The following is a 16,261-nucleotide window of genomic DNA, read 5'->3' on the forward strand; positions in this document are numbered from 1 at the left end:
CGAAAAGAGTTTTTTGCAATAAACAATCTAAAATCTATAAATTGCGACAAAATAATTAGCTCTTATCACAATCACGCTAATAGAACCCCAAAATAGTGATATATTATAAAAAATTGTTGCTCAAAATATCAATATAATATTTCTCTGTTCTATCCATTATCCAAGACAATTTAATGAGCCACTATACTTACTATGAATTAAAAACAACATAATAAAATAAATTCTCTAAAGAAAACTCTTGTTAAATATTCTATTTTCAAGCAATCTTTCTTTTTTAGATAAATTGCGAACATCGGAAGGTGCTATGAAAAGTTTTCTAGAAATTGATTCTAATTTCTAAGTTGACAAAAAACAATAAAAAACGTTTTTCAGATATCGTAAATTGCCTAAATATACCGTTTACGTAAGGTGCGTAATACGGTTTTTGACTATCTGCCTTACAAAGGCAATCAAATAAGGAAATATTCTATGGCTCAGACGGGCGAAGTAAAATTTTTTAACAATAACAAGGGCTTTGGTTTCATTAAACCTGATAATGGGAGTACTGATATCTTTGTTCATATTTCTGATGTTCAGGCTTCAGGCCTCAGTGGATTAAATGATGCGCAAAAAGTATCATTCGATATAGAGCCTGACCGTCGTGGTAAAGGACCAAAAGCTATAAACATTAATGTTATGAGTTAATTTAAGCAAAGTCCGTTTTGTGAAATCGGGTTTAAAACCCGATTTCATTTTACTATATTAATGTTTATATTCAACAAACCTTTTCTTTATTCACTCTATCAGAATAAAATTGAACGCTGTTCAGATTACATTCAGGTTAGAACATTTAAAGTGCAAACTAAGATAAATTTGTATTAAGGAGTATTGCTATGACTAAATTGGCTAAATTGTTAATGTTATCAGCAATATCAACGGTAGCCATTTCAGCACCGTTAGAGACAGTGCTTACTGCCAAAACAATACACAAAGAAACAATTAGTACACAAAAAGTAAGTACCAGTGGTCCCTTCCAGTATTACGATCGAATTACTACATCAACAGAGCGTGTCGAACATACGCAACATCATCATAACTTCTATGAACATCATGTAAGCCGTGGTAGTAGTAGCAGTAGTAATAATGTAGGTGGTGTTATTGCTGCAGGCCTTCTAGCTTTGACAGCAGGTATAATTATCAAAAATGCTTTAAAAGAGCCCGAACAACCACAAGTTGTTTATCAAACCCCACCACAAAATCAAGCAAACTATCAAGTGATATCAACAGTAACACACCAGCCTTCACAGCAGTTAAATACAACAAGTTGGTATCAATATTGTAAAAAGACATACCGTTCCTTTAATCCGAGGACAGGAACTTTTCGAGGACATGATGGCTTAGATCATGTTTGTTATGCTCCAGTACAGTAATTTTCAATAACACTAAAAAAACCGCTTTAAAGCGGTTTTTTTTTGAGTATGATAAACTATTAAATTCCCTGAAGAAAAGGGTTGTGTTGGCGTTCATAACCTATTTTACTTCCTGGTCCATGTCCACAAATAAAGCTGACATTATCGCCTAATGACAAAACTTTTTCTTTAATTGATCTCATTAATTCTTCATGAGAACATAATGGGAAATCAGTGCGTCCAATAGAACCACGAAAAAGCACATCACCTAATAAAGCAAAACGCTTTTTTTCATTAAAATAAATAACATGACCAGGAGAATGGCCAGGTGTATGAAAAACCTGGAAGACATGTCCTGCACAATCAACACTATCTCCATCTTCTAACCATTGATCAGGAATACAAACACGCGCATCGGGCATGTGATAGATTTTTGCTCTTTCTCTTACATCGTCCATTACTGGTTTGTCATTACGGTGTGAACCAATAATTTGAATATCCAATGCCTCCTTAGCCTGCATGGCTGCTCCCACATGATCAATATGACCATGTGTTATCCAAATAGCTTCAACAATAACCCCTTTTTTTTGAATTGCTTGTTGTATCTTAGGCCAATCACCCCCCGGATCAACTAAAACACCTCTTTTACTTTCATTATCAAAAAGTAAAGTGCAATTTTGTTGAAAAGGCGTAACTGGAATAATATACACACTGAAATCGCTCATTAGAATCCTTTTCAAAATTCAATATTTTAAAATCTTTTAGTTTATAGATAACATTTCTCCTGTCTTTATAAAGCAAAAAATTGTCTGCTCGACAGCTTTATATAACTTATGTAAAGTACAATTTATGTAAACTGAATTTTGTTAAAGGTTTGAAATATGGCTGATCACATTCAGACTTTATGTGATAATGCACCCCACCTTCTCGTGATTGATGATGATACCCGCATTCGCAGCCTTTTATCTCAATTTCTTATTAAAAATGGATTTCGTGTTTCAGTCTCTGACAACTCTGATGAAGCTAAACGTCAACTTAAAAGCTTAGATTTCGATCTTCTTATTGTTGATATCATGATGCCTGGTGAAAATGGCATTAATCTAACCTATTCACTCCGTCAAACAAAAAATGTTCCTATTTTAATGTTAACAGCTTTATCAGAAACAAATCATCGTATTCAAGGATTAGAAGCGGGAGCAGACGATTATCTTGCCAAACCCTTTGATCCTCGTGAGCTTTTACTCCGCATTAATGCTATTTTGAGACGTGGCTCATTTTCTACCCAACCCAAAATTGAACAAATTGTTTTTGGCCCTTATATCTTTTCAATTTCACGACGTGAACTCAAAAAAGAAGGAAAAATTATTAAACTGACAGATAAAGAACAAGAAATGATGGTTATTTTTTCTGAACACGCAGGAGAAACTATTCCACGCCATAAATTTGCAATGGATGATAACAATAGCGCACGTTCTATTGATGTACAAATTAACCGTCTTCGTCGGAAAATCGAAAGCAACCCAACAACTCCTATATGGATCCAAACCGTGAGAGGGATTGGTTATAAGCTTTCAATTGAATAGGCCTGAGATGATCGAACCTGCAAAAAAAATTGCGCGATGGTTATCTAAGAAAATGCCCAAACGGCTTTATGCGCGTTCTTTGATCATTATTATCGCTCCTATGGTACTCTTACAAACAGTCATTGGCTATGTTTTCATGGAACGCCATTGGCAAATGGTAACAGAACGTCTTTCAACCACCGTTGTCCACGACATTGCAGCTATTATCGATATAATTGAAACATATCCACAACAGCAGAATTATGAAGAGATTAAGCGTATTGCACAACAACGTATGGGATTAAACATCTCTCTCCTCCCACCTGATCCTCTTCCTCCTCCAGGACCTAAACCATTTTTTGCTATACTTGATTACTTTTTAAGTGAAGAAATTACGCGCCAAATTAACCGTCCCTTCTGGATTGATACAGTTGGTGATTCTAATCTTGTCGAAATTCGTATCCACCTTGATCACAATATCTTGCGGGTTTTTGCCATGCGCAGCCAAGCCTATGCCTCTAATACCAGTATTTTTTTAAGCTGGATGGTAGGAACAGCTCTTGTTTTACTGTTAATAGCTATTTACTTCTTACGTAATCAAATCAAACCAATTCAACAATTAGCAAAAGCCGCAGAAAGTTTTGGACGTGGACATCCTTTACCAGAAGGATTTCAACCACAAGGAGCCGATGAAATACGCCGTGCTGGTATTGCATTTTTACGTATGCGTGAACGGATTGAACGCCAAATTGAACAACGTACTATGATGCTCTCAGGTGTAAGCCATGATCTCAGAACCATTCTTACACGTTTCAAACTCCAGCTTGCATTAGTAAGTAATGACTTTGATATTAAACCACTTGAGCAAGATGTCAGCGATATGCAAAATATGTTAGAAGGTTATCTTGCTTTTGCACGAGGTGAAGGAAGTGAAAATATTGGCATCCTTGACTTAAGTATCTTGATGCAAAAATTCTCTACGAATGCTGATCTTCATCGATGTAACTTCTCGTATACTATTGAAGGCTCCTCACAAATACAAGTACGCCCACATGCTTTTACCCGTTTGATCAGTAATCTTCTATCAAATGCATTTTATTATGCAAATACCATCCAACTCACGGCGAAATCCGGACAAGAATCTTTTATTATTACTATTGATGATGATGGACCAGGTATTCAAAAAGACATGCGTACAGAAGTTTTTAAGCCATTTTTTCGACTTGATCAATCACGAAATCAAGATGCAAGTGGAACAGGCCTTGGTCTTTCTATTGCCCAAGACATCGCACGTAGCCACGGAGGTAATATTCAATTAGATGATAGTCCATTAGGAGGCTTGCGCGCTATTATAGATATTCCTCTATAAGATATATTGAAAAACTTCTTTAAAGAATAACGAGCGGATACATCGAAGACTTTAGGCATTCCCTACGGTCTCAAATAAAGCATACTGTAGTGCCTTATGAGCGCTTTCACCAGCCCAAGCAACCATTTGAAAAGCAGCATAATGACTTTCACAAATTTTAAGTGCATAAATCAATAATGTCTCTACTTGTATACGGGATGGGTGTACGCCACCTGCTAAAAGCAGACCTTGCCGATAAATAACCGAATTGTTTCCTTGCCAATAATCAAAATGTCCTAATAACAATTTCTCATTAATTGCCAACAACAAACGCTGTACCTCTGCTGTACGAGTATTCTCAATAAAAAGATCAAATGCACAAGCTAAATGAAGAGCCTCTTGCTCTTCTATCCATGAAAAAGAAAGGCTATAACAAGCTCGTTTTCCTTCTACACAAACGCTAATTTCATCTTGTACATTTCGCTCAAAAGACCAATCATACTTATAAGCAATTTGTTCAATAAAATCAACAGGATGCTCTTTTCTTTCTGTGGCTTTAATGGCCAGCCTCATCATCAACCCTCAATAATTAAGAATGTTACCAATATAATGCAAAAAACTCTCATCGTAACAATACGCGTCACAGTTAAAGCTTTCACAGCAAATAAATACACATTAAAACGCAGTAAATAGATGACATCAGAAAATAAATGATACTATTTTCTAAGGTACTATAGCTTGATACAGAAAAAACGAATCATCAAACAACCTCAGTGTATTGATACAATTTCGTAGCGCTAGCCCCTTAATTAAAAAAAAATAATTTTTTGTAAAAAATAAATTAAAAATAAATTGCTCATCTGCCCTAACAGACTCATGACTAAGCATTTTTTATGCTTCATACACAGGATAGAAAAATTGGGGATTATTTTTTAAAGACTATTAGTTGCTTAAACTGAATCCGTTTTAACTTTTTTTCTGTTTTGTTTTTCTAAACTATCAAGACGTTTTTTCAAATCAGCATTTTCGGCGTAGAGTTTAAGAACCATTTCCTTAACAACATAAAATTCTTCACGTGAAACAAGATCAAGCTTACTGATCATCCTTTCAACCTGTGAAAGAACAGCAGTTTCAGCTTCACGCCTTACACCTTGTGCAATACCTGCTGCATCTGTTGCTAATTTTGCTATCTCATCAAGAATACGGTTTGATCCATTATACATAGGCTTTCCTTTAATTTTCTTTATTTATAGACATACTATAATACATTTTATAATATCGAGAGATCGTATTTGTTTTTCTAATAGATATTACCTTAATTGATCAGTATTCTTTTACTCCCGCCAATAACAACTACAAACCTCTGACCTAACTTGACCATTTTGTATTCATCTGTCATGGTTTGATAATCATATAACTTCATAAATGTAAAGCTCTTGCTCATGAATGATTTTCCTCTTTGCCAAGCTATTGCTTTTCCTCTCTTTCTTGATCCAGTGATCATTCGTTTAGGGCCAATAGCATTTCATTGGTACGGACTTGGTTATGTTATAGGCATTTTGTTTGCCTGGTGGTACGCACAAAAATTACTTAAAAAAAAGTCCCTGTGGCCTAAAAATAAAGCGCCTATGTCTCCCCAACAAATAAGTGATTTTGTTACGTTAGGAACTATTGGAATTGTGGTTGGTGGCCGCTTAGGACAGGTGCTTGTGTGGGATCCTATTTATTACCTCAATCATCCAATCGATATCCTTGCCATATGGAATGGCGGTATGTCATTTCATGGAGGATTTATAGGTATAATCATTGCTATGATTTGGTTTTCTTATAAAAACAATATCAATGTATGGGGAATGTTTGATACAATCGCCGCAGGTGTCCCCATTGGCATTGGTATTGTACGGATATGCAATTTCATCAATCAAGAATTATGGGGGAATGTGACTACTGTTCCTTGGGCAGTTTGTTTTTATAACGATCCTCAATATCTCCCACGCCATCCTAGCCAACTGTATGAATCATTTATGGAAGGATTTCTTCTCTTTATCATTTTAGCCATTGCAATTTTTTCTTTTAAGGCATTAAAACGTCCTGGAATAATCACTGGAATATTTAATATAAGCTATGGAATAGCACGCAGTATTTCAGAAATTTTCCGTGCTCCTCAAGAGGATCCAGAATGGTTTTCATCTCTCTTCCACTCTACTGGATTGACCTATGGTATGGCTTTATCTTTGCCGATGATTCTTTTCGGTTTTTATGCACTTCTTCAAGCTTTTAAATATAAGTTTACAAAATAATGTCTAATCTAAAAGAGAGAATTAAAGAAATTATTATTCTCGATGGACCAATCTCTGTTAGCCAATATATGACATTAGCTCTTACTGATCCTCAATTTGGCTATTATCAAAAACAAAAACCCTTTGGACGCGCTGGTGACTTCATCACAGCACCTGAAATAAGTCAATTATTTGGAGAAATGATTGGCATTTGGGCCATTATGAGCTGGCAAGCTCAAGGTTGTCCTAACCCGTTTATCCTGGCTGAAATAGGCCCAGGACGTGGAACTCTTATGGATGATATTTTACGCACTATTCGCAAAATTTGTATAACGGCATTCAACGCTGCTGATATCTTTCTTATTGAAATAAGCCAACGCCTTGCAACAGAACAAAAAAAACGTCTTTTCGCTCACCAAAAAAAAATTTATAGTGTTGAAAATTTTGAACAAATTCCTTTAAAACCTCTTATTGTCATTGCAAATGAGCTTTTCGATGCACTTCCAATTAATCAATATATAAAAGTCAATGGAGAATGGAAAGAGCGTCGTATTACACTTAACAAAGAGGGTGGTTTTACATTTACCACTGATATACATAAGTTTCCTTCTACTTTCTTACCACCCCAATGTGCTCAAATGCCTAATGGCACAATTTTAGAATACGGACCCTCACGAAACCAATTGGCACAAAAGATTAGTAGTCGTTTAATGCAAACACAAGGCTCTGCTTTACTTATCGATTATGGTGCGTCTGATTTTGCATTTGGAGATACACTTCAAGCCATCTCAAGACATAAATTCTGCGATATTTTTTCTGCTCCTGGTGAACATGATTTAACATCACATGTTGATTTTTTTTCTTTGAAAACAATCGCCGCTCAACAAGGCTGTTTTGTTGAAATTCTAGAACAAGGAAATTTTCTTATCAAAATGGGAGTGCTTGAACGTGCAGAAAAGCTTAGTATCAACAAAAGCACAATAATTAAGAAAAAAATTTACGAAGACATCAAACGATTAACTGATCCAAAACAAATGGGTAAGCTTTTTAAAGTGCTTCACATCAATGATAAAAACATACAAATACCTTATTTTTAATCACAAATAATAACAAATTAACTCGCAAACCATTTCCGTTTCAAATAATCATATAGGAGCTTTTATGGAGCCTATTCTTGCACAAGATCTTTGCAATTTACACCCACATAATATCAAACATGGCTTTTTTACACGCCAAGAAGATGTATCAAAAAACTTTTATCAAAACCTCAATGTTAAACAAAACCCCAATGATTATCCTGAACATATTATGCAAAATCGTATCTTAATCGCTCATTATTTTGATATTGAAGTGCAAAATTTAATTACTGTTCACCAAATACATTCTTGTGAAGTTATCGTTGTTGATCAAGCTTTTATCGGAGAACCTCCAAAAGCTGATGCTCTGGTTACAACCAAAAAAGGATTAGCAATTGGTGTTCTTACAGCAGACTGTGGACCAATTCTTTTTTCTGATCCACAAGCCGGTGTTATTGGTGCTGCACATGCTGGTTGGAGGGGAGCCTTGAATGGAATTTTAGAAAAAACAATCTCAGTAATGGAAGAACAAGGAGCCAAACGGCAATCAATAATAGCAGTACTGGGACCATGCATTGGTCCATGTCATTATGAAGTAACAAGTGAATTTTATAACCAATTTATTGAGCACAATAACGAGTTCGAAAAATATTTTTCAAAAACAGATAAAGTACACCACTTTAAGTTTAACTTATGGACATTCATTACAAACAAACTCGAGCACGCCGGAATCCGTACTTCCTGTATAAAACTTTGTACTTATCAAGATGAAAAGCGTTTTTTCTCCTATCGACGTGCAACACATCGTAACGAGCCTGATGATGGGCGACAAATTTCTGCCATTATGCTCACAAAATAAAGAGAAAAATTGTATTTTACTGTAAAGAAACACTAAAAAATATAAGAAAAAAGCTCCTATTCCATAAAATGTATAAGCTTTTATTATTTTTACTTTTTCTTTTTATATATTACATACAAACTCTAAAAGCTTTGCAAATAACCTTATATTTTTCCAAAAAACCCTTCGGTGTTAAGAGTTATCAATTGCTATTAAATCAAATTTCTTACTGCAGTTATACCTTCTCATTTCAACTGCTCTTAGTAGACAATTTTAACCTCAAAACTGCTGTATAATATTAGTTTCATAATACCTTAATTCATTATAAACACATCTTTTGAACTCGACCATTATTAGAAACCCTGGGACTGATCTTGGTTCTGCTATAAACATTAGCATTACCCCAAATTATGGTATTACCAGCAACAATGTTTTCACCACAAACTCTAACATCGCTAAAAACTCTGGCTTCATCATAAATTAGAGCATTCTCAATAACTTTGGCATTATCATAAACCTTAGCATTACCAAAAACCATAGCATTACCAAAAACCTTAGCATTACCAAAAACCATAGCATTACCAAAAACCTTAGCATTACCAAAAACCATAGCATTACCAAAAACCTTAGCATTACCAAAAACCATAGCGTTATCAAAAACTTTAGCATTATCACAAACCCAACAATCGTTCTCATGTGATAAATTCTGTTCATCTTCAATAAAACCACCAAGCTCATTTACCTTTACATTTCCAAAATCTTTAAGAGCTCTAATACGATAAAGTTTATGAAAACCAATCACTATTTCTTCATCTGTTAATTCATATTTTTTACACATAAATAATTGGCCCATTTGATATCTAGAAATTCTTTAACAATATATCTAGAAAAAGGTATTTTCGCAATTTGCCATTTATATTATTTAAAATGTTCTTATTGTAATTACAACATAGCTAATATGAAAATTCACATCGCAAGTGTAAGCTGATAGCCTCTCATAAATTTTTATTGCCTCATCAAGTAATCTCTTTCACAAAAAATTAAGATTTATGCAAAATTTTACGAAGAAGCATAAATATATACTTAGAAAATTAGAAAAACCGGATATCAAAATTGCTTTTGAGCTTTATCCTGATTTCAGAAATAAATGAACAAAAACGAAAATATATTTCATATTAAACAATTGTATTTTTGAGATTTATACTGCTCTATTGAAAAAACAGATATTTTACAAATAACTATATTTCTACAATCTTCTCAAGAAAGAACGACATAAAAACAATCTGTGATATAAGTTTTATTCATTCACCAAGATGCTTATCGATTGTTTAAAAAATGAATAATCAAAATTCTTCAAAAGAGTATTTTTTCTCATAACATTGATTACTTTACAAATAATTTTTTTCTTGTTAGCTATTTTTATCATTTTTAACAAACACTCTACAAACAGTAAGTCTTTCAGATAAATTAATGAACTACATTCATTGTAAAATAATGATAGCTAATTTAGCATTCTTTTATAATTGTTCACTTGCAATCTGATAGTAAAAAGTTAAAACTTATTTCACATTCAATCATAATTATTCAGAGGTTCTATTATGAAACTTTTTTGCGGCAATTCTAATCCATGTCTTGCTGAAGATGTTGCAAACTATTTAAGTATTCCTCTAGGCAAAGCAACTGTAAAACGCTTTGCTGATCAAGAGATTTTCGTAGAATTGCATGAAAACGTACGTGGAAAAGATGTCTTTGTTTTGCAATCTTCATCCTATCCAGCGAATGACCATTTAATGGAATTGCTTATTATGATTGATGCACTTCGTCGTTCTTCAGCACGTCGTATTACAGCTGTTCTACCTTATTTTGGTTATGCTCGCCAAGATCGTAAACCTGGGCCACGTACTCCTATTTCGGCAAAACTTGTTGCTAATCTTATTACTCAAGCAGGTGCTCATCGTGTTTTAACATTAGATCTTCATGCAGGACAAATCCAAGGTTTCTTTGATATTCCAACAGATAATCTTTATGCTGTTCCTGTTATTGCTCGTGATATTAAAATGCATTACTCTCTTGAAAATGTTATTGTTGTTTCACCTGATGTTGGTGGCGTGGTGCGTGCACGCTCCTTAGCTAAGCGTTTAAACAGTCTACTTGCTATTGTTGATAAACGCCGGGAACGTCCAAGTGAATCAGAAGTAATGAACATCATTGGTGATGTAACTGGAAAAGATTGTCTCTTACTAGATGATATTGTTGATTCAGGTGGGACCCTGTGTAACGCAGCGAGTGCCCTTTTACAACATGGTGCAAAAAGCGTCACTGCTTATATTACACATGGTGTACTTTCTGGCAACGCTGTAGAACGCATCGCCAATTCAGAAATGAAAGAATTAGTGATCACTGATTCAATTATGCCAACCAAAGCAATTAAACAAGCCCATAATATGCGTATCTTGCCAATTGCTGATTTAATCGGAGAAGCTATTGCAAGAACAGCAGCAGAGCAATCCGTTTCAAGTCTATTTGGCTAAATGAGTGCCTTTGGATCCCCTGATGCTATTTCTATATTGAAACCAGAAAAAGCTCTACCATAGGCTTACCACTAAAAGCAGTATGAATAACAATAAGCCCACGCTCTTTAAATAAATTAAAAGACGATGTACACAACTTCAAGAATGGATTCCAGAAAGATGTGCAAAAACTACATCTGATGAGCAGAGTTTTAGCGTTACTGCTGCCGCGCAACACGCAAAAATACACCTTAACATTATCTTCGAAACTTTTTGATAGATGTAAAATATGCTTCCACTCTTTCTCTTACAGCTTCTTCTTCATTAATAGAAGCCTGAATGAAAGCCAATTTACAACGAAATTGTAAAATATTAGGAAGAAGCTCTAATACATTACAAATACGATAACATATCAAAAAATCTTGATAAAGGATTGCTGTTGAACGTTAACCAGCTTCAGGATTATCCATCATTTCACAAATGATATGTTCTCTCTGCATTTCGTAATTAGTTACCGAAATCTTTGGAGAAGAACTTTTATCTTCCTTTATTAATTTTTGTTTTTTGTGCGCAACCGCTTCTAATATTTCACGAATTTTTTGTTCTTTTACAGGCTCTAGTGAACGATGATATGACATCGTTTTTTCAGATGAGGCAGTAAAAACAAGCTTTTTGCATTAGTTCTTTCCGTTGGAAACGTCATTATTCGGACCAGAAGAACATACTGATGTTTGAACAGAACCAACAATAACCGGTAAAGAACACCGTGATAAAGCGAATCCTAAAGTAATAAAGTGGCTCAAGAGCTCACAATATTTTTGCCTAACAGCACTCCATTCCTAGGGATCAGTGGCACATATCATATCAATATCTAAAAAATGCGTCTTAATTTAAAAATTTGATGCTTCAGCAGCCACGTTTTTTGCAAACTTAGCTAAATGTCGTGTAGCAATAACATCAGCAAGACCACGTTTACGTCCTTGGCACATTAACTTGATCACAGCAGCACTAAGCGAAATCTTACGCAAGACATCAGAAACCTCTCCTGCTGAAGGGTGAGTAAATAACTGTGCCTCATCAATTACAACTAACATAAAAACCAATAATCACATCCAATATAAAAAAAACCTTCAAGAAAAAGACCAACAGCATGCATCTGTTGTGCAATATCTAAACCTTCAAGATTAAACACAACCGAAACTCAATATTGGCGAATACGATGAGCAATTTGTATCAATTTTTTTTCTTTCGGCTGAGATTCAATAATAATACGGCTCAATTCACTTGCCAAAGTCACAAAATCGCCTTCTGGATTAATAACACGTTGTTGTGCTGATGAAGAACTCTGTTCAAGAAGACATCGAGGAAGATGTAATTGTTCTGAATCAGAACTATCTTGTACAAAAAACATGCTGTCAATAATTCCTCAAAATCAAGGAGTACTGAAACTGATTTATGCAACATGCTACATTTTGGCACTTCACCTAAGATGATCTTAACCTTCATAAAGCTATTATTCAATCTTTGAAAATTGATATTGATTCTGCATCTGTCGTGCATACTTTTGTAAAAGTAGAAACCAAGGATTTTTCCTTCAACTCTTGCATCTCCAAATGGTTTGAATTATAGAACAAACTTCTGTGTAGACACCCTTGGAGGCAACACAGAATGGGGTAATCGCCGTTTTACAGCGTATATCTTCGCATTCATGCAAAAACCACTACTGGTTTTCATGATTCTCCAATTATATAAAAATTATATAAAAAGGACTTTAGTTATGAGCAAAAGCTATACTTTTAGAGCCGAAATACGCGAGCGGGTTGGTAAGGGGTCCTCCCGCGAACTTCGTCGTAATGGTCTTATTCCAGCTGTTATTTATGGTGATAAACAGCCTCCTTTAGCAATTTCAGTCCCCTATAAAGATATTTTCCATAAAATTCATGCTGGGGGATTTCGTACTACTGTTGCAACGATTGAAATTGATCAACAAAAAATTCAAGTTTTACCAAAAGATTATCAACTTGATCCTGTCCGTGACTTTCCTATACACGTAGATTTCTTACGCATTTCAGCAAAATCTATCGTTCATGTGCACATTCCTGTACACTTCCTTAATGAAGACATAGCTCCAGGAATTAAACGAGGTGGTGTCTTAAACATTGTGCGCCATGAAATTGAATGTACAGCATTAGCACATGCTATCCCTGAAGCAATTGAGATTGATCTTTCCAGTTATTCCATTGGTGATTCTATTCATATTTCTGCAGTACAATTACCAAAAGGTGTCGTACCAGTTATTCAGGAAAGAGACTTTACAATCGCTACCATCGCTGCTCCTGCTAACGTAAGTGCGAGCGATAATTCTTCAGAACAAGAGAACAATGAAAACAACGCAAAAACCTAATAACTTTAGTAGATGTGATCTTATCTTTTTAGTAGTTTTTGCTTTCTTATACTTTACCGGAGGTGCACATGTTGCTCATTGCTGGTCTTGGCAACCCCGGTTCTCACTATAATAATAATCGCCATAATATTGGTTTTATGGCTATTAATGTTATTCACCAAATCTTTTCATTTTCTCCATGGTCAAAAAAATTTCAGGCTGAAATCTCAAACGGCTTTATAAATGATGAAAAAATTATTCTTATAAAACCGCAAACTTTTATGAATTTGTCTGGTCAATCAATTGGCGAAGCCTTGCGGTTTTATAAATTAGACTTGAATAATCTTATTGTCATTTACGATGAACTAGATTTACCACCTGGTAAAATAAGAATAAAAATCGGAGGAGGAAGTAATGGACATAACGGTATAAAGTCTATTGATAGTCATTGCGGCACCAACTACTGCCGTCTACGCTTAGGGATTGGACATCCTGGTCCCAAAGAGCTGGTTAACCAGTATGTTTTGGGAAATTTTACAAAATCCGATCAAGAATGGTTAACCCCTTTACTAGATGCAATCGCAAATAACATGGAACTCTTAATAAAAAGAAACAATAATTGTTTTATGAATAAAATTACATTGGCAATGGAAAAATTTACAACAAAGCATCATCTTTCTTGAATACAAAAGACATACTCACACCCTTTGATATTTTTCTCTGAAGGAAAGGATCAAAGTTGAATGAAATATGAAACTCAGCGAATAAATCTTATAACTTATTATGATTAAATAAGCCCGCTTGATGTATTTTCGCTATTCTGCAATACCACTACACGTGAACCATCAGGAACACGATTATAAAGATCAATAATATCTTGATTGAGTAGACGAATACATCCACTAGAAATAGCACGACCAATTGACCAAGCTTCATGTGAACCATGAATACGGAAAAGGGTATCTTTCCCATTTTTGAAAAGATAAAAAGCTCGTGCACCTAACGGATTCTCAGGACCAGGAGGCATACCCTGCCCTAAATGTCCATAACGTTCTGGTTCACGCTCCATCATTGCCTTAGTAGGAGCCCAACGCGGCCACCGGCGCTTATATTGTACAATTCCAACACCTGTAAATGCCAACCCTTCTTTGCCAACACCAATACCATAACGTAAAGCTGTGCCATTTTCACCAATCAGATAAAGAAAACATGCTTGAGTATCTACAACTAATGTACCAGAAGAATAATCTGTATGATAATTAACTTGTTGACGCCAAAATTTTGGATCAATTATTGAAAGATTAACTGCAGGTAAAAAATAAGGTTCATTTGTTACAGGCCCATATAAATCAAGTATTTCCGGTGGAATATACTGGTCCTGTTGAGAAAAAATAGACATATTTGATTGACGTGTAAGACATCCAGCCAAAGCCAAAGGCGTTGCTATTAAAAAAGTTCGACGAGATAACAATCTCATATTTTCTCCGATTACTTATTTTCGAAAATTTTGCATACTATGAAAAACTTAATGCACTGTTAATATTTATGAGTACAACCATTATTCAATAATGTAATATAAAAAAAAATTATGCAATTATTCAGTCTATTTTTTCATACTATCACAACAACTGTAGACTAGATCTCTTTTCAAAACGTGCTATAGAAACACTAACAAAGCTTTATCTTGACCACAAAAATAAATTACGATCAACAAAGAAAGAGAATCTATGGGCTTTAAATGCGGTATTGTTGGATTACCTAATGTTGGGAAATCAACTCTCTTTAATGCATTAACAAAAACAGCTGCAGCACAAGCTGCCAATTATCCTTTTTGCACGATTGAACCTAATACCGGTGAAGTTGCTGTCCCAGATCTACGGATGAAAAAAGTCGCCTCTATCGCTGGATCAAAAGAAATAATTCCTACACGTATTAGTTTTGTTGATATTGCGGGACTTGTACGTGGAGCTTCAAAAGGTGAAGGTTTAGGAAATAAATTTTTAGCGAATATTCGCGAAGTTGATGCCATTATCCATGTCTTACGATGTTTTCAAGATGAAAATATTACACATGTAGAAGGACGCATTGATCCTATTTCTGATGCTACAACCGTTGAAACAGAACTTATGCTTTCAGATCTTGAAAGTCTTGAACGGCGAATCATACAAATTCGCAAACGTGCAACCGGAAAAGATAAAGAAGCGCTCGCTATTCTCCCTATCATGGAAGCTGCATTAAAATTGCTGCAAACAGGACACCCTGTACGGTTAATGCTTAAAGATATTTCTGCCGATGAACGGTGCATTCTTAATGGTTTGAATCTTTTAACATCAAAACCCGTTCTCTATGTTTGCAATGTCAGTGAAAGTGAGGCCGCTCATGGTAACGACTTTACCCAAGCAGTTGAGAAAATGGCAACAGCACAGAATGCACAAGCTATTGTCATTGCCGCTTCCATTGAAGCTGAAATTGCCCAACTTACTGATGAAGAAGCGTTAGAATATCTTAAGGCTTTAGGGCTTTCTGAACCCGGGCTTAATAGACTCATTCGCACTGGCTATGATTTACTTAACCTCATTACTTACTTTACTTGTGGCCCTAAAGAAACACGAGCATGGACAATTGTGCGCGGAGTAAAAGCACCGCAAGCTGCTGGGGTTATTCATTCAGATTTTGAACGTGGCTTCATTCGTGCACAAACTATTAGCCACGAAGATTATATTGCTTTTGGTGGAGAAAACGGAGCAAAAGAAGCAGGAAAAGCGCGCGATGAAGGTAAAGAATATATTGTGCAAGATGGTGATATCATATTGTTTAAGCACAATACTTAATACACTCCTTTAAAGTCTTAAATCTTAATCCTCCATAAAATTCGTC

At 35.1% G+C, this 16,261-nt stretch carries 20 protein-coding genes; 11 read left to right on the forward strand and 9 right to left on the reverse strand.

From position 1 onward, the window contains the following. The first annotated feature begins 468 nt into the window (after nt 1-468). Entirely contained in the window at nt 469-684 is a 216-nt protein-coding gene (locus BA1379B_RS04525) for a cold-shock protein (RefSeq protein WP_035006956.1), read from the forward strand. A gap of 188 nt (nt 685-872) precedes the next feature. After that, on the forward strand, nt 873-1,409 hold the full coding sequence (locus BA1379B_RS04530) for a BA14K family protein (RefSeq protein WP_078673914.1): 537 nt from the start codon (nt 873-875) through the stop codon (nt 1,407-1,409). Nucleotides 1,410-1,468: 59 nt separating this feature from the next. On the opposite strand, the gene BA1379B_RS04535 is transcribed toward BA1379B_RS04530, so the two are convergent. Further along, on the reverse strand, nt 1,469-2,113 hold the full coding sequence (locus BA1379B_RS04535; protein ID WP_078692436.1) for an MBL fold metallo-hydrolase: 645 nt from the start codon (nt 2,111-2,113) through the stop codon (nt 1,469-1,471). Between the two features lie 156 nt (nt 2,114-2,269). Here BA1379B_RS04535 and BA1379B_RS04540 point away from each other — a divergent pair, with 156 nt between their 5' ends. Together BA1379B_RS04540 and BA1379B_RS04545 are read left to right on the forward strand one after the other, a co-directional pair. Beyond that, nucleotides 2,270-2,971, forward strand: a complete 702-nt coding sequence (locus BA1379B_RS04540; protein ID WP_078692437.1) for a response regulator — start codon at nt 2,270-2,272, stop codon at nt 2,969-2,971. A gap of 7 nt (nt 2,972-2,978) precedes the next feature. After that, nucleotides 2,979-4,319, forward strand: a complete 1,341-nt coding sequence (locus BA1379B_RS04545) for a sensor histidine kinase (protein ID WP_078673917.1) — start codon at nt 2,979-2,981, stop codon at nt 4,317-4,319. 51 nt (nt 4,320-4,370) lie between these two features. On the opposite strand, the gene BA1379B_RS04550 is transcribed toward BA1379B_RS04545, so the two are convergent. Together BA1379B_RS04550 and BA1379B_RS04555 are read right to left on the reverse strand one after the other, a co-directional pair. Beyond that, complete coding sequence (locus BA1379B_RS04550; protein ID WP_035007389.1) at nt 4,371-4,871, reverse strand: YbjN domain-containing protein; 501 nt, start codon at nt 4,869-4,871, stop codon at nt 4,371-4,373. Nucleotides 4,872-5,248: 377 nt separating this feature from the next. Then, nucleotides 5,249-5,521: an accessory factor UbiK family protein gene (locus tag BA1379B_RS04555; protein ID WP_035006947.1), complete on the reverse strand. Its 273-nt coding sequence runs from the start codon at nt 5,519-5,521 to the stop codon at nt 5,249-5,251. A 219-nt stretch (nt 5,522-5,740) separates the two neighbouring features. Here BA1379B_RS04555 and lgt point away from each other — a divergent pair, with 219 nt between their 5' ends. The 3 genes from lgt (at nt 5,741) to pgeF (ending at nt 8,512) form a co-directional block, all read left to right on the forward strand. Then, entirely contained in the window at nt 5,741-6,598 is an 858-nt protein-coding gene (gene lgt / locus BA1379B_RS04560) for a prolipoprotein diacylglyceryl transferase (protein ID WP_078673918.1), read from the forward strand. After that, on the forward strand, nt 6,598-7,674 hold the full coding sequence (locus tag BA1379B_RS04565; RefSeq protein ID WP_078673919.1) for a class I SAM-dependent methyltransferase: 1,077 nt from the start codon (nt 6,598-6,600) through the stop codon (nt 7,672-7,674). The genes lgt and BA1379B_RS04565 overlap by 1 nt, the downstream gene beginning before the upstream one ends. A gap of 64 nt (nt 7,675-7,738) precedes the next feature. Next, on the forward strand, nt 7,739-8,512 hold the full coding sequence (gene pgeF, locus BA1379B_RS04570) for a peptidoglycan editing factor PgeF (RefSeq protein WP_035006942.1): 774 nt from the start codon (nt 7,739-7,741) through the stop codon (nt 8,510-8,512). Nucleotides 8,513-8,813: 301 nt separating this feature from the next. Here the strand turns inward: pgeF and BA1379B_RS04575 are convergent, their stop codons facing one another. Beyond that, the gene (locus tag BA1379B_RS04575) at nt 8,814-9,329 is read right to left on the reverse strand and encodes a hypothetical protein (protein ID WP_078692556.1); all 516 of its coding nucleotides are present in this window, start codon (nt 9,327-9,329) and stop codon (nt 8,814-8,816) included. Between the two features lie 760 nt (nt 9,330-10,089). On the opposite strand from BA1379B_RS04575, the gene BA1379B_RS04580 reads away from it, so the two are divergent. After that, on the forward strand, nt 10,090-11,022 hold the full coding sequence (locus tag BA1379B_RS04580; protein WP_035006940.1) for a ribose-phosphate pyrophosphokinase: 933 nt from the start codon (nt 10,090-10,092) through the stop codon (nt 11,020-11,022). Nucleotides 11,023-11,447: 425 nt separating this feature from the next. On the opposite strand, the gene BA1379B_RS07120 is transcribed toward BA1379B_RS04580, so the two are convergent. The 4 genes from BA1379B_RS07120 to BA1379B_RS07135 form a co-directional block, all read right to left on the reverse strand. Beyond that, nucleotides 11,448-11,639: a hypothetical protein gene (locus tag BA1379B_RS07120; RefSeq protein ID WP_335617743.1), complete on the reverse strand. Its 192-nt coding sequence runs from the start codon at nt 11,637-11,639 to the stop codon at nt 11,448-11,450. Between the two features lie 39 nt (nt 11,640-11,678). Next, nucleotides 11,679-11,804 carry a hypothetical protein gene (locus tag BA1379B_RS07125; protein WP_257787863.1) on the reverse strand — a complete coding sequence of 42 codons (126 nt, stop codon included), beginning with the start codon at nt 11,802-11,804 and terminating at the stop codon, nt 11,679-11,681. 87 nt (nt 11,805-11,891) lie between these two features. Then, the gene (locus tag BA1379B_RS07130; protein ID WP_235692226.1) at nt 11,892-12,095 is read right to left on the reverse strand and encodes a hypothetical protein; all 204 of its coding nucleotides are present in this window, start codon (nt 12,093-12,095) and stop codon (nt 11,892-11,894) included. 107 nt (nt 12,096-12,202) lie between these two features. Beyond that, nucleotides 12,203-12,412, reverse strand: coding sequence for a hypothetical protein (locus BA1379B_RS07135; protein ID WP_235692225.1), 210 nt, complete (start codon nt 12,410-12,412; stop codon nt 12,203-12,205). A 366-nt stretch (nt 12,413-12,778) separates the two neighbouring features. Between BA1379B_RS07135 and BA1379B_RS04590 the strand changes: the two genes are divergently transcribed. Next, a complete protein-coding gene (locus tag BA1379B_RS04590; protein ID WP_035006939.1) occupies nt 12,779-13,405 on the forward strand; it encodes a 50S ribosomal protein L25/general stress protein Ctc in 627 nt (208 codons plus the stop codon). Between the two features lie 68 nt (nt 13,406-13,473). Next, nucleotides 13,474-14,067, forward strand: a complete 594-nt coding sequence (gene pth, locus BA1379B_RS04595; protein ID WP_035006937.1) for an aminoacyl-tRNA hydrolase — start codon at nt 13,474-13,476, stop codon at nt 14,065-14,067. A gap of 104 nt (nt 14,068-14,171) precedes the next feature. Here the strand turns inward: pth and BA1379B_RS04600 are convergent, their stop codons facing one another. Continuing rightward, on the reverse strand, nt 14,172-14,855 hold the full coding sequence (locus BA1379B_RS04600; RefSeq protein WP_051668879.1) for a L,D-transpeptidase: 684 nt from the start codon (nt 14,853-14,855) through the stop codon (nt 14,172-14,174). 256 nt (nt 14,856-15,111) lie between these two features. On the opposite strand from BA1379B_RS04600, the gene ychF reads away from it, so the two are divergent. Then, a complete protein-coding gene (gene ychF / locus BA1379B_RS04605) occupies nt 15,112-16,215 on the forward strand; it encodes a redox-regulated ATPase YchF (protein ID WP_078673921.1) in 1,104 nt (367 codons plus the stop codon). Nucleotides 16,216-16,261: the final 46 nt, after the last annotated feature.

Source organism: Bartonella sp. A1379B (assembly GCF_002022485.1).
GTDB lineage: Bacteria > Pseudomonadota > Alphaproteobacteria > Rhizobiales > Rhizobiaceae > Bartonella > Bartonella rochalimae.